Annotated in this window: 13 protein-coding genes; all 13 read left to right on the top strand. The window is 61.4% G+C overall.

Annotated features, from left to right (window positions below; translation table 11 throughout):
- Window positions 1–67: 67 nt before the first annotated feature.
- Complete coding sequence (gene rpsT, locus ACTM86_RS02815; RefSeq protein ID WP_022094714.1) at window positions 68–334, top strand: 30S ribosomal protein S20; 267 nt, start codon at window positions 68–70, stop codon at window positions 332–334.
- Between the two features lie 96 nt (window positions 335–430).
- Window positions 431–2,242, top strand: a complete 1,812-nt coding sequence (lepA, locus tag ACTM86_RS02810; protein WP_154516289.1) for a translation elongation factor 4 — start codon at window positions 431–433, stop codon at window positions 2,240–2,242.
- Between the two features lie 4 nt (window positions 2,243–2,246).
- Complete coding sequence (dusB, locus tag ACTM86_RS02805; protein ID WP_441015495.1) at window positions 2,247–3,290, top strand: tRNA dihydrouridine synthase DusB; 1,044 nt, start codon at window positions 2,247–2,249, stop codon at window positions 3,288–3,290.
- A gap of 2 nt (window positions 3,291–3,292) precedes the next feature.
- Window positions 3,293–4,525, top strand: a complete 1,233-nt coding sequence (locus tag ACTM86_RS02800; protein WP_441015494.1) for a coproporphyrinogen-III oxidase family protein — start codon at window positions 3,293–3,295, stop codon at window positions 4,523–4,525.
- 58 nt (window positions 4,526–4,583) lie between these two features.
- Window positions 4,584–5,687: a DnaJ domain-containing protein gene (locus ACTM86_RS02795; protein ID WP_427717509.1), complete on the top strand. Its 1,104-nt coding sequence runs from the start codon at window positions 4,584–4,586 to the stop codon at window positions 5,685–5,687.
- Window positions 5,688–5,768: 81 nt separating this feature from the next.
- Window positions 5,769–6,917, top strand: a complete 1,149-nt coding sequence (gene dnaJ / locus ACTM86_RS02790; RefSeq protein WP_427726832.1) for a molecular chaperone DnaJ — start codon at window positions 5,769–5,771, stop codon at window positions 6,915–6,917.
- Between the two features lie 9 nt (window positions 6,918–6,926).
- Window positions 6,927–8,219, top strand: a complete 1,293-nt coding sequence (locus ACTM86_RS02785) for a MiaB/RimO family radical SAM methylthiotransferase (protein ID WP_441015492.1) — start codon at window positions 6,927–6,929, stop codon at window positions 8,217–8,219.
- Entirely contained in the window at window positions 8,200–9,186 is a 987-nt protein-coding gene (locus tag ACTM86_RS02780) for a PhoH family protein (RefSeq protein WP_441015490.1), read from the top strand. Before ACTM86_RS02785 ends, ACTM86_RS02780 begins: the two co-directional genes overlap by 20 nt.
- Window positions 9,183–9,692, top strand: a complete 510-nt coding sequence (gene ybeY, locus ACTM86_RS02775) for an rRNA maturation RNase YbeY (protein WP_441015488.1) — start codon at window positions 9,183–9,185, stop codon at window positions 9,690–9,692. The genes ACTM86_RS02780 and ybeY overlap by 4 nt, the downstream gene beginning before the upstream one ends.
- Before the next feature lie 9 nt (window positions 9,693–9,701).
- Window positions 9,702–10,079 carry a diacylglycerol kinase family protein gene (locus ACTM86_RS02770; RefSeq protein ID WP_427726826.1) on the top strand — a complete coding sequence of 126 codons (378 nt, stop codon included), beginning with the start codon at window positions 9,702–9,704 and terminating at the stop codon, window positions 10,077–10,079.
- A 12-nt stretch (window positions 10,080–10,091) separates the two neighbouring features.
- The gene (gene era, locus ACTM86_RS02765) at window positions 10,092–11,165 is read left to right on the top strand and encodes a GTPase Era (protein WP_441015486.1); all 1,074 of its coding nucleotides are present in this window, start codon (window positions 10,092–10,094) and stop codon (window positions 11,163–11,165) included.
- 15 nt (window positions 11,166–11,180) lie between these two features.
- The gene (gene recO, locus ACTM86_RS02760; protein ID WP_441015484.1) at window positions 11,181–11,930 is read left to right on the top strand and encodes a DNA repair protein RecO; all 750 of its coding nucleotides are present in this window, start codon (window positions 11,181–11,183) and stop codon (window positions 11,928–11,930) included.
- Between the two features lie 138 nt (window positions 11,931–12,068).
- On the top strand, window positions 12,069–12,347 hold the full coding sequence (gene rpsO / locus ACTM86_RS02755; RefSeq protein ID WP_154516313.1) for a 30S ribosomal protein S15: 279 nt from the start codon (window positions 12,069–12,071) through the stop codon (window positions 12,345–12,347).
- Window positions 12,348–12,374 lie beyond the last annotated feature (27 nt).

The following is a 12,374-nucleotide window of genomic DNA, read 5'->3' as shown; positions in this document are numbered from 1 at the left end:
GCATGACCTCACCGTGTCTCAGAGGTGTCATACATTTTTTGCAAGGAACTCGAAAGGAACTCCAGAAGTGGCAAACATCAAGTCTCAGAAGAAGCGTATCCGCACCAATGAGGCAGCTCGCATGCGTAACAAGGCTGTCAAGTCCGAGCTCAAGACGCTGACCAAGCACGTCCAGTCCGCCGTCGCCGAGGGCGACGCCGAGAAGGCCCAGGCTGCCCTCAAGACCGTCACCAAGCGTCTCGACATGGCTGCCGCCAAGCATGTTATCCACAAGAACCAGGCTTCCAACCGCAAGTCCGGTCTTGCCAAGCTCGTGAACAGCATCAACGCCTAAGTTGTAAATTTCACACCACACAGATTACGCGCATAAATGGAGCCTGTTTTATGGAACAGGCTCCATTTTTTGTACCGCTCGGGTAAGATAGTCCGCATGAATACTTCAATTGACATTTCCCACATCCGCAACTTCTCGATCGTTGCGCACATCGACCATGGCAAGTCCACGATCAGTGACCGCATCCTCGAGCTCACCCATACCGTCGACGAGCGCGACATGGAATCGCAGCTGCTCGACACCATGGATATCGAGCGCGAGCGCGGCATCACGATCAAGTCCAATGCCGTTCGCGTTTCCTATGACGCCGACGATGGCGAGACGTATCAGTTCAACCTGATCGATACGCCGGGCCACGTGGACTTTACCTATGAGGTCTCGCGTTCGCTTGCCGCTTGCGAGGGTGCGGTGCTCGTCGTCGACGCCACGCAGGGCGTCGAGGCGCAGACCGTCTCCAACGCGACGCTCGCCATGAACGCCAACCTGGATATCGTGCCCGCTATCAACAAGATCGACCTGCCGTCGGCACACCCCGACGAGGTTAAGACCGAGATCGAGGATGACCTGGCGATTCCTGCCGACGATGCCGTATGCGTATCGGGCAAGACCGGCGAGGGCATCCATGACCTGCTGGAGTCCATCGTCTTTTTGATCTCACCGCCCAAGGGCGATGCGACGGCGCCGCTCAAGGCGCTCATCCTGGATTCGTATTTTGACGAGTACCGCGGCGTCGTCGCCACGGTCCGCGTCTTTGACGGCTCCATCAAGAAGGGCGATACCCTGCGCATGATGCAGGCCGAGGGCGACTTTTTGGTCGATGGCGTGGGCGTCAAGCGCCCCGCCGAGACTCCGGTCGACGCGCTGACGGTCGGTGAGGTGGGCTACGTGGTCACGGGCCTGAAGGACCCTGAGGCCGTTCGCGTGGGCGATACCCTCACGTGGGCGTCGAATCCCTGCCCTGAGCCGCTTCCCGGTTACCGTGAGGCCAAGCCCATGGTCTACACGGGCTTGTTCCCGATCGACAACAAGGATTACGAGAACCTGCGTGACGCTCTCGATAAGCTGCATGTCAACGACCCGTCGTTGGTGTGGGAGCCCGAGACCTCGGTGGCGCTCGGCTTTGGCTTCCGCGTTGGCTTCTTGGGCCTGCTGCATATGGAGGTCGTCAAGGAGCGTCTGGAGCGCGAGTTCAACCTGGACCTCATCGCCACGAGCCCTTCGGTGGACTACCACGTCTACAAGACCGACGGCGAGATGATTGATGTCCGCAGCCCGCAGGATCTGCCCGAGGCTACGCGCATCGAGCGCATTGAGGAGCCCTACCTCAAGGCCAAGATTATCTGCCCGCCCGAGTATACGGGAGCCGTCATGCAGCTCGCTATCGAGCACCGCGGCATTACGACCGACATGATCCACCTCACGAGCAAATCGGTCGAGATGCGCTTCGACATGCCGCTCGCCGAACTCATCCTGGACTTCTTTGACCAGCTCAAGAGCCGCACCAAGGGCTATGCGTCGCTCGATTATGAGTTCAACGAGTATCGTCCCTCCGAGCTCGTCAAGCTCGATATCCTGCTTTCGGGCGACGAGGTGGACGCGCTTTCGTTTATCGTGCACAAGGACAAGGCCTATGGCCTGGCCCGCGGGTTGTGCGACAAGCTTAAGGAAATTATTCCGCGCCAGCTGTTCGAGGTGCCAATTCAGGGTGCCATCGGCAACAAGATCATTGCCCGCTCGACCGTCAAGGCGCGCCGCAAGGACGTTTTGGCCAAGTGCTATGGCGGCGATATCTCGCGTAAGCGCAAGCTGCTCGAAAAGCAGAAAGAGGGCAAGAAGCGCATGAAGGCCATCGGTTCGGTCGAGGTCCCGCAAGAGGCCTTTATGGCGATCCTCAAGGTGGACGAGTAGTTCCATGGCGCTTTCTGAATACAGTACGCGGCTGCTGGGTGCCTATGCCGAGCAGCCGTTCCTTATGGCTCCCATGGCCGGCGTGACCGATCCCGCCTATCGCATCATGTGCCGCCGCCGCGGCGCCAATCTTGCCTATAGCGAGATGGTGAGCGTGGCGGGCCTTGCCTATGCCAGCAATAAGACGTGGCGCCTGGTGCTGCCGGCCGACGAGGAGCGGCAGATCTGCGTGCAGCTCTTTGGCTCCAAGCCCGATCAATTTGCGAGCGCCGTCGCTGCCGTCGAGGAGCGTGTGGGCGATCGCCTGTCGCTGATCGATATCAACATGGCCTGCCCGGCTCGCAAGGTCGTCACCAAAGGCGAGGGCTCGGCGCTCATGCGCACGCCCGAGCTGGCCGAAAAGATCGTCGAGGCGGCGGTGGGCGCGGCGCACGTGCCCGTGACCGTTAAGATCCGCAAAGGCTTTTACGCCGAAGATCGCAATGCCGCGACGTTTGCCCAGATGCTCGAGGGGGCGGGCGCCGCTGCTGTGGCGGTGCATGGTCGCTGTGCCACGCAGCTCTATACGGGTCAGGCCGATTGGTCGGTCGTCGATGAGGTGGCCGATGCCGTCGAGATTCCCGTCATCGGTTCGGGCGACGTGTTCTCGGCCGAGGATGCCGCGGAGCATCTGCGCAACTCGGGTGCCAGCGCGGTGTTTATCGCACGCGGCATCTACGGTAATCCCTGGGTCTTTGGTGATGCTCGCGCCCTTGCGTTCAATGGCGTACCGGTGCCGGTGCGCAGCTCTGTCGAGCGCCTGGACGCCCTGCGCGAGCATCTCACGCTGACGCATGAGCTTCTGCCGCTCATGTCTCGTGCCCGTACGTACGCGAGCTGGTATTTAAAGGGCATGCCCCATGCTGCCGCCTGGCGCGCCCAGGTGGTGCGTTGCTCCACATATGAGGAGTTCATGGCATTGGTCGATGATATCGAGCGCGATGTTGTGGCCTGCGAGGCCGCACTTGCCGCTGGCGAGTCGGTGCCCGCCCATCCGCTGGAGGCCTAACGGTGGCCGTTACCGCGCTGTACGTGCATGTGCCGTTTTGCGCTCAAAAGTGTCGGTACTGCGACTTTGACTCACGCAGTTTTGCTCCGTGCGACCTGAGCGCTGCGCTCGATGCCTATTTTGAGCAGCTGTATACGCGCCTTGATGCTTTTGGAGACACCGGGGCGCTTGCGCAAGTCCGCACCGTCTATGTTGGCGGCGGCACACCGTCGCTGGCGGGAGAGCGTCTGGTGGAGCTTGCCCGGCGTATTTGCATGTGGTGCAAGCCCGTTGAGTTTACGTGCGAGGCTAATCCTGAGTCGCTGACCGCCGAGCTTGCCGCTGCGCTTGCCAAGGTTGGTGTCACGCGCGTCTCTCTGGGCGTGCAAACGCTCGATAATGCCGAACTTACCGCCATCTGCCGTATTCACGATGCCGATCGGGCGCTCGCTGCCATCACGACGGTTAAGGACGCTGGGCTCGATGTGTCGTGCGACCTTATGTGCGGCCTTCCCGGGCAGACCGCAGCGAGTTGGAAGCGCACGCTCGATGGCGTGTTGGCAGCGCTGCCGCATCATGTGTCGGTGTACCCGCTCACGCTCGAGCAAGGCACGCCGCTCTACCGCATGGCGTGTTACGACGAGTCGCTCGAGCCCGACGAGGATTTTCAGGCTGCGTGCATGGAAGCGGCGCGCGAGCGTCTGGGCGCGGCCGGCTATCACCCGTATGAGGTGGCAAGCTATGCACTCGACGGACATGAGTGCTCGCATAACATCGCCTATTGGACCGGACGGGGCTATCTGGGCCTGGGTCGCTCTGCCGCCGGTATGCTCGACGCCGAGGATTTCGATCGCTTGGCCGGGCTTTATCCCGACGTGCCCGGTCGCGGCGATGCGTATCGCGTGCGTCTGGTGCAACGCGACGATGCCGCGACGACGTTTGATGCCGAGTATCTGTCGCGGCGCGAGGCGGCGGCGGAGGATTTGATGCTTGCCTGCCGCATGACGCGTGGCATTGGGCCCGACCTGTTGGTTCGCTCGGCAAGCGTGATTCCTGCAGACGAGCTGGCGGCGTCCTGTGACCGTGCGCTCGAGTTGGGCCTTGCCACCTGGGTACCCGATGATGTCGGGGGGCATGCGGGGCGCATCACCTCAAAAGATGTTGTAGCAGGTCGCGCCCGCGCCCGTTTAGCGCCCACCCACTTGGGCTGGCTCGATGGAAATATGCTGTTCGAGCTGTTTTGGGGTCTAGCTTAGGCCGCTCGGGTAGAATTACCGCAATATATACGCTGCTGTGAGCAGGAGGTTGCCGCGCATGGCGACGATGAACGAAAAAGATTACTACGAGATCTTGGGTGTCTCCAAGGACGCCACCTCGCGTGATATCCAGAAGGCCTTTCAGCAAAAGGCCCGCAAGCTCCATCCGGACGTCAACAAAGAGCCGGATGCCGAGGAAAAGTTTAAAGAGGTTTCCGAGGCCTATGCCGTGCTTTCGGACGAGCAGAAGCGTGCGCGCTATGATGCCATGCGCTCGGGCAATCCCTTCGCCGGCGCTCCTTCTGCTTCGCCCTATGGCGGCGGCTACGCCGGCAGCGCAGGCTATGGCAATCCCTTTGAGGGCGGCTTTCCCTTTGGTGGCGCCTGGGGCCAGCAGCGTCGCAGCCAGGCTGCCTATAATCCCGAGAACGGCGCCAACGTGGTGGTCGATATTAAGCTCGACGCCAAGGAGGCCAAGGGCGGTGCCCGCAAGACCGTCCGCTATACGCGCTTCGATACCTGTGGTCATTGCGGAGGCTCGGGCTCTGTCTCGTCCGAGCATGCACATACCTGTCCGAGCTGCGGCGGTCGCGGCCACATCGACGTCGACCTGTCCTTCCTGTTTGGTGCCGGCACGTTCCAGTCGGTCTGTCCCGAGTGCGGCGGTTCCGGTAAGGTCGTCGCCGACCCCTGCCCCGATTGCGGTGGCAGCGGGCGGACCCGTGTGACCTCCGAGCAGACGATTGAGTTTCCCGCCGGCACGCATGATGGCGACGAGGTCCATATTGACGGCATGGGTCACGCCGGCACCAACGGTGCCTCGGGCGGCGATTTGGTCGGGCGCGCCCATGTCGAGGCCGAACGCCTGGAGGGCAAGGCTCGTACCGGTTTTTACCTGATGGGCATCGTGGCGCCTTTTTTGGTGCTGTCGGCCATCTCGGGCGTGTTCTCGGCCTTTGCCATGATGTGCTTTGTTCCGTTTGCCATGGGCTTGTTCATGGTGCTCTCGGACGGCGTGCTTCACCGCAGCCTGCTGTGGTGGAAGCGCGGCGCGATGCAGTTTGCCAACGGTTTTGCCAACGGATTTATGTTTGCTCTCGTGTCGGTTTGGTTTGCGAGTTGCTCGCAACGTGCCATGCTTTCGCCCTACGCAATGCAATAACATCAAACCCTTTGTTTGCGGTCGGCCCAGCTTGGGTATAGGACGCACTGTGACAATAATGAAAGTCGGAAGGATTCGGTCGTGTCGGAAAATAGGGATTACTACGAGGTACTTGGCGTCGACAAGGATGCCGACGCGCGGACGATTAAGCGCGCGTTTCTAAAGAAGGCCCGTATCGTACACCCGGACGTTTCGGACGACCCCGATGCCGAGGCCAAGTTCAAAGAGCTCAACGAGGCATATTCCGTTCTTTCCGACGAGCAGAAGCGTGCAAACTACGATCGCTACGGTTCGCCCGACGGCCCCGGTGGCTCCGGCTATGTCGACATTAACGATATCTTTGGCGGCATGGGCATGGACGACCTCTTTTCGTCGTTCTTTGGCGGCGGCGCCGGCGGTGGCGCCCGAAATCGCCGCGAACGTCGACGCGGCCGCGATATGGCCATCTCCCTTTCGGTGACCCTTGAGGAGGCGGCGCTCGGTTGCAAAAAGACGATCAGCTATGACCGCCTTGCCCCCTGTGATGATTGCAATGGCACCGGTAGGGCGGAGGGTGCGGCCGAAAAGCAGTGCAGCCGTTGCCACGGCACGGGCTATGTCACGACGGTCCAGCGCTCGTTCCTGGGTCAGGTTCAGTCCTCTTCGCCCTGCCCCGACTGCCATGGCGAAGGCACGGTCATCGACCATCCCTGCGAGACCTGCGACGGTCAGGGCCGCACGCCTTCGCATGAAAAGATCGACATCGATATCCCTGCCGGCGTCTCGACCGGTCGCCAGCTGCGCGTGAGCGGCTTTGGCGAGGCAGGCCTTCGTGGTGAGCCCTCGGGCGACCTGATCGTCAACGTGCGCGTCGCCGATCACGAGCGTTTTAAACGCAACGGCGACGACCTGTACCTCGTGAGCGATATCTCGATTGCGCAGGCTGCGCTCGGCTGCGAGATTAAGGTTGAGGGCATTTTGCCCGACGAGGTCGTCAAGGTGTGCGTCCCCGCCGGTACGCAGTACGGCGACACCGTGAGTGTCAACAACTACGGTATGCCCCGTATCGGCGGTGGCGGCTCGCGTGGACGCTTGATCGTTCAGCTGCGCGTGCTCGTCCCCACGAACCTTTCCGCCAAGCAGCGCGAGCTGCTCGAGGCTTTTGCCGCCGAGTCGGGCGACGATGTCGCTTCCGGCAAGAAATCGGTGACCGATCGCATTAAGAGCGCTCTCGACGACATCCTCGATTAAGGAGCCCGCGTGCTCGCACCTCATATCTCTGTTGTCAACCTCGGCTGCCGTGTCAACCGGGTTGAGTCCGACCGTATCACTGCCGATCTTATGCGCCTGGGTTTTGCAATGGTGGAGCCTCAGGATGCGGAGCTGATCGTCATTAACACCTGTGCCGTTACGGGCGAGGCCGAGGCCAAGACCCGTAAGGCCGTCCGCCATGCGCTGGCTCATCCAAAAGAGCCCTATGTGGTCGTGACCGGGTGCGTTGTCAATTTGCACCCCGAGGAGCTTCTGGAGCTTTCGGACCGCGTGATCGCGGAGCCGTCTAAGATCGATGTCGCCGAACGCGTCTGCGAGGTGCTGGGCGTTGAGTCCGATAGTGTGGCCGCCTGTAGCGACGGCGACGTGGTCGACGCGCTCGGTCGCTCGCGTCTGGGTGTGAAGATCCAGGACGGCTGCAACCATCGTTGCACCTATTGCATTGTGTGGAAGGCCCGCGGCCCCGAGCGCTCCGTGCCGGTCGAGTCTGTGCTCGAACAAGTTCGTGAGGCTCAGGAGGCCGGCGTGCCCGAGGTGGTGCTGACGGGCGTGAACCTGGGCGCCTACGATGGCAAGAGTGCGACCGACGAACACGTCGAGATCGACGAGCTGCTCGAGGCCATCATGGAGCGTACGTCTATTCCGCATGTGCGCATTTCCTCGGTCGAGCCCATGGATATCTCCGAGCCCCTGCTTAAGGTCATGGCGCGCTATCCGCGGCGCATCGCCCCGTTTTTGCACCTGCCCGTGCAGTCTGGCTGCACGGCGACCCTGCATCGCATGGGCCGTCCCTATAGCGCCGAGGCATTTGAGGAGACGGTGCGTATGATTCGTGCCAACTTGCCCCCGGCGTCCCTTTCGTGCGACGTCATCGTCGGTTTTCCCGGCGAGACGGACGAGGAATTTGAGGAGTCGCTGGCGCTGTGCCGTCGCGTGGGCTTTTCGCGCATGCATGTCTTCCGCTATAGCAAGCGTCCCGGTACCCTTGCTGCCGACATGCCCGACCAGGTGCCGCCCGAGGTCATGGCTGAGCGCAGCCGTCGTATGCGAGCCGCGGCGCAGGAACTCGCCATTGCCGACGCCCGCCGTCGCGTGGGCACCGTCGAGCGTGCCGTGCTCGAGTATGGCGACAACCTGACGCTCGGTTCGTTCCATCATGCCCGTCTTGACGATACCTGCGGACTCACAGCCCCGTGCCTGCTCGATGTTGCTATCATCGGAGTCGATGATTCCGGCTTGGTCCATGCACGCAGGGAGGTTCATGGAAGCCTCGAAGATTAGACTTACCGTTCCCGATGGAATTGATCCCTCGCGCGTTTTGGGTGCCGGCGACGGCGTCCTTCGTGCGCTCGAGAGCTTGGTTCGCGCCCACGTGGTCGCCCGTGGCGACCGTATCGCCGTGTGCGGTGACCCGGACGAGGTCGAGCTCGTGGCGCGCTTTTTCGAGCATGCTTTTCGCGAGGCTGCCGCCGGACGGACGCTGTCTGTCGACGATGTCTCTCGCTGCCTGGCCGTCTTGCGCGACGGTGAGTACGGGGCTACGTCGCTTCGCGATGATGTGCTGCTTTCGTATCGCGGTCGTGCCATTCGCCCCAAGACGCTCGGTCAAAAGCGCTATGTGGATGCCATCCGCTCGCATACCATCACGTTTGGCTTGGGTCCTGCCGGTACCGGTAAGACCTATCTGGCCATGGCCCTTGCCGTTGCCGCGCTCAAGCGTCACGAGGTGGGCCGTCTGATCTTGACGCGTCCGGTTGTCGAGGCGGGGGAGAACTTGGGCTTTTTGCCCGGTACCCTCGAGGAAAAGATCGATCCCTACATGCGTCCGCTCTACGACGCCCTTTTTGACATGATGGATCGCGAGCGCACCGATGAGCTTATGGAGCGTGGCGTGATCGAGATCGCCCCGCTTGCCTACATGCGCGGTCGTACGCTGAGCGATGCCTTCGTGGTGCTCGACGAGGCTCAAAATACCACGCCCGAGCAGATGAAGATGTTCCTGACGCGCTTGGGCTTTAACTCCAAGTTTGTGATTACCGGTGACCTGAGCCAGCGTGACTTGGTAGGTCGTCGCGGCGGTCTTGCCGACGTTGAGCAGATTTTGGGTCGTGTCGACGATGTCGCGTTTTCGCACCTCGAGCGTGCCGACGTGGTGCGTCACGCCTTGGTGGGGCGAATCGTCGAGGCATATGATGCTTATGATGACGTGCGCGAGAAACGCGTGCGCGACCGAAAGGAGTCCCGTTGAGTGTATTGATCAGCAACGATGCCGAGCTCGATACGCTGCTTGACGTGCAGGAGGTAGAGCACATCTGCGAGGTCGTGCTTGCTGCCGAGGGCGTTGAGCGAAAAGTCGAGATTTCCCTTTCGTATGTCGATGAGGATGAGATGCACGAGCTCAACCACGAGTGGCGCGGTATCGACCGTACCACCGATGTCCTCTCGTTCGAATGCGACTCGGCCTTTGACGAGGATATCCCAGCCGACGAGACGCTCGAGCTCGGCGATATCATCTTGGCCCCGCAGGTCATTGCCCGTCAGGCCCCCGGCTTTGGCAATAGCACTGCCGATGAGTGCCGCCTGATGCTCGTGCATGGCATGTTGCATTTACTGGGCTACGATCATATCGTGGACGACGAGGCCGAGGTCATGGAGGCCCGCGAGGACGCCATCCTGCGCGATCTGGCGCTCGAGCGCGGCGAGGACCCCAAGCTGGTTCACGTCGGCCCCATCACCAACCATGCCCACGACTAGGAGCCGTCTATGATTCCCGGATCGAACAAGGACCATCCGTCCTTTTTAAAGTCGTTCTCCTACGCCATGGAGGGCTTCGTTACCGCTGTCAAGACCGAGCGCAACATTAAGGTCATGCTCGTGGCGGGTGTGTGCACTGTCATTGCCGGCTGCATCGTGGGGCTCGACATTGCCGAGTGGGCTACGATTATCATTTGCTGCGGCCTGGTGATTCACGGCGAGCTGTGCAACACCGCCATGGAGGCGATTGTCGATTTGGCGACCCAGGAGTTCCATCCGCTGGCAAAGCGTGCGAAGGATATCGCCGCCGCCTCCGTATACGTTCTTTCCATCACCGCCGCGATTGTGGGCTTGTTGGTATTTGCCCACGCGCTCGGCTTTATTTAGAAAGGGATTTTCATGTCCGACAATATGCAGCCTATCGATGAAACGCTGGACGACGAGCCCCTGGATGCTGTGGATGCCGAAGCGACTGAGGCTTGCGAGGTCGAGGAGTTCGACCCGTTTGAGGGCATGAGTGACGAGGAGCTCGACGCCCTGTGCGACGAGGGCGACAGCCTCGCGGGCTTTGGCGACGTTGAGCCCGGTTTCCGCAGCGGCTTCGTGGCCCTGGTCGGTCGCCCCAACGCCGGTAAGTCCACGCTGCTCAACGCCTGCTATGGCAAAAAGGTCGCCATCACCTCGCCGGTGGCCCAGACGACCCGCCGTCGCATGCGCGCCGTCGTCAATCGCCCCGGTTACCAGCTGGTTTTTGTCGATACCCCGGGTATTCACAAACCCAAGGACGGCCTGGGGTCCGAGCTCAACAAGAGCGCGCTGTTCGAGCTGAACGATGTCGATGTCGTCGCGTTTTTGATTGATGCCACCAAACCGATCGGCAGGGGAGACGCCTGGGTTGCCGAGCGCGTCAGATGCGCCCGTTCCAAGAAGGTCCTGGTGCTCACCAAGGCCGATGAGGCCGATTCCGCACAGGTCATGGAGCAGCTTAAGGCCGCCCACGAGCTCATGGAATATGACGATGAGATCGTGACGTCGTCGGTCAAGAACTTTAACGTCGATGCCTTCATCGAGACCGTTGCGCACTTTTTGCCCGAGGGCCCGCGTTGGTTCCCCGAGGACATGGGTACCGACGCTTCCGACGAGACGCTCGTTGCCGAGTTTGTGCGCGAGAAGGTCTTGCGCCGCACCCGTGATGAGATTCCGCACTCCGTTGGCGTAATCTGCGATGCGCTCGAGCAGACCAAGAAGGTGCTGCGCGTGCATGCCACCATTTACGTTGAGCGCGAGGGCCAAAAGGGCATCATCATCGGTAAGGGCGGCGAGATGATCAAGCATATCGGCATCGACGCCCGTCGCGATCTTGAGCGCATCTTTGGCACGCAGGTCTTTTTGGAGCTGGACGTGAAGGTAAAGGCCGGTTGGCGTGACGACGAGGCCCAGATTCGCCGTTTTGGCTACAACGCCGAGGACTAAGGGCGCGCGGCGCTCATGGCAGGCTCACGGACATATCGCACAAAGGCACTCGTCCTCGATAAGACCAAGCTCAAGGAGACCGATCTGATCTTGACGATGCTTGATGAGCGGGGTCGGCAGGTCCGTGCCGTGGCAAAGGGCGCGCGCAAACCCGGTGGGCGCCTGGCGGCGCGCTGCGAGCTGTTCTGTACCGTCGATATGCTGCTCGCGCACGGACGGTCGCTCGACGTGGTTTCCCAGGCCGAGCTTATGGAGGCGCCGCTCGGCGCCGCGCCCGATTACGAGACGACCTGCGCCGCAAGCGCGATCGCCGAGGTCGCGCGCGTGTGCTCGTTCGAGGACGCCGAGGACCCGTTTACCTTTGCCATTACGCAGCGAGCACTTGCCCTGGTGGGCAGCAGGCTCGACACGGCACATATGGACCTGCTTGTGGCGGCATATGTCTTTAAGCTGCTGTCGCACGTTGGCTATCGACCCGATTTTTCGGCCTGCGTACTGTGCGGAGACCCCATGCTGTCGTATTTTTCGCCCCAGGCGGGCGGGCTCATGTGCGGGTCGTGCGCGTCGAGCGTTCCGGGTGCCGAGCTGGTGTCGACCGGCGAGGTCGCATGGCTGCGCGCCCTCATGTCCATGACCTTCGATGCGCTCATGGCCGTGAGGGTCGATCCCCATACTGCCGCCTTTTTGCTGGGGCTTTCGCATGTTTGGGCTGCGACACACACCGATCAGCGTCTTCGCGCGATGGAATTCATGTTGGGTCGGTGATGATGGGCATACGCGGTCCGCTTGTGGTAACATACCGACCTGTTGGTACCTCGACCTTGGATGCTCGCTCCACCGGCGGCTTCCCAGTCCGAGGCGAATAGAGTCGCCCGCGGGCGACGCGAAACGAAAGGTGAAACAATGACTGTTTCCAAAGAGCGCAAGGCGGAGCTGACTGCCCAGTTCGGTAACACCCCGGTCGACACCGGCAACCCCAAGGTTCAGGTCGCCATCCTGACCGAGCGCATCAAGGAGCTGACCGAGCACATGAAGTCCCACCAGAAGGACTTCCACACCCGTCGTGGTCTGCTCATGCTCGTCGGTCGCCGTCGTCGTCTTCTCTCCTACATCAAGAAGAACGACGTCGTCGAGTATCGTGAGCTCATCAAGGCTCTGGGCATCCGCGACAACATCCAGTAAGGATTTGTACATGCTAAGAGCGTCCTG

Source organism: Collinsella sp. HCP3S3_E11 (assembly GCF_052067375.1).
Lineage (GTDB): Bacteria > Actinomycetota > Coriobacteriia > Coriobacteriales > Coriobacteriaceae > Collinsella.
This window is presented reverse-complemented; position numbering and strand designations above follow the sequence as displayed.

Excerpts from the sequence above, each read along its gene's own strand:
- ACTM86_RS02780 (WP_441015490.1), top strand. The coding sequence starts at position 8,200 with ATGGAAGCCTCGAAGATTAGACTTACCGTTCCCGATGGAATTGATCCC.
- rpsO (WP_154516313.1), top strand. The coding sequence starts at position 12,069 with ATGACTGTTTCCAAAGAGCGCAAGGCGGAGCTGACTGCCCAGTTCGGT.
- ACTM86_RS02795 (WP_427717509.1), top strand. The coding sequence starts at position 4,584 with ATGGCGACGATGAACGAAAAAGATTACTACGAGATCTTGGGTGTCTCC.
- era (WP_441015486.1), top strand. The coding sequence starts at position 10,092 with ATGTCCGACAATATGCAGCCTATCGATGAAACGCTGGACGACGAGCCC.
- ACTM86_RS02770 (WP_427726826.1), top strand. The coding sequence starts at position 9,702 with ATGATTCCCGGATCGAACAAGGACCATCCGTCCTTTTTAAAGTCGTTC.
- dusB (WP_441015495.1), top strand. The coding sequence starts at position 2,247 with ATGGCGCTTTCTGAATACAGTACGCGGCTGCTGGGTGCCTATGCCGAG.
- recO (WP_441015484.1), top strand. The coding sequence starts at position 11,181 with ATGGCAGGCTCACGGACATATCGCACAAAGGCACTCGTCCTCGATAAG.
- lepA (WP_154516289.1), top strand. The coding sequence starts at position 431 with ATGAATACTTCAATTGACATTTCCCACATCCGCAACTTCTCGATCGTT.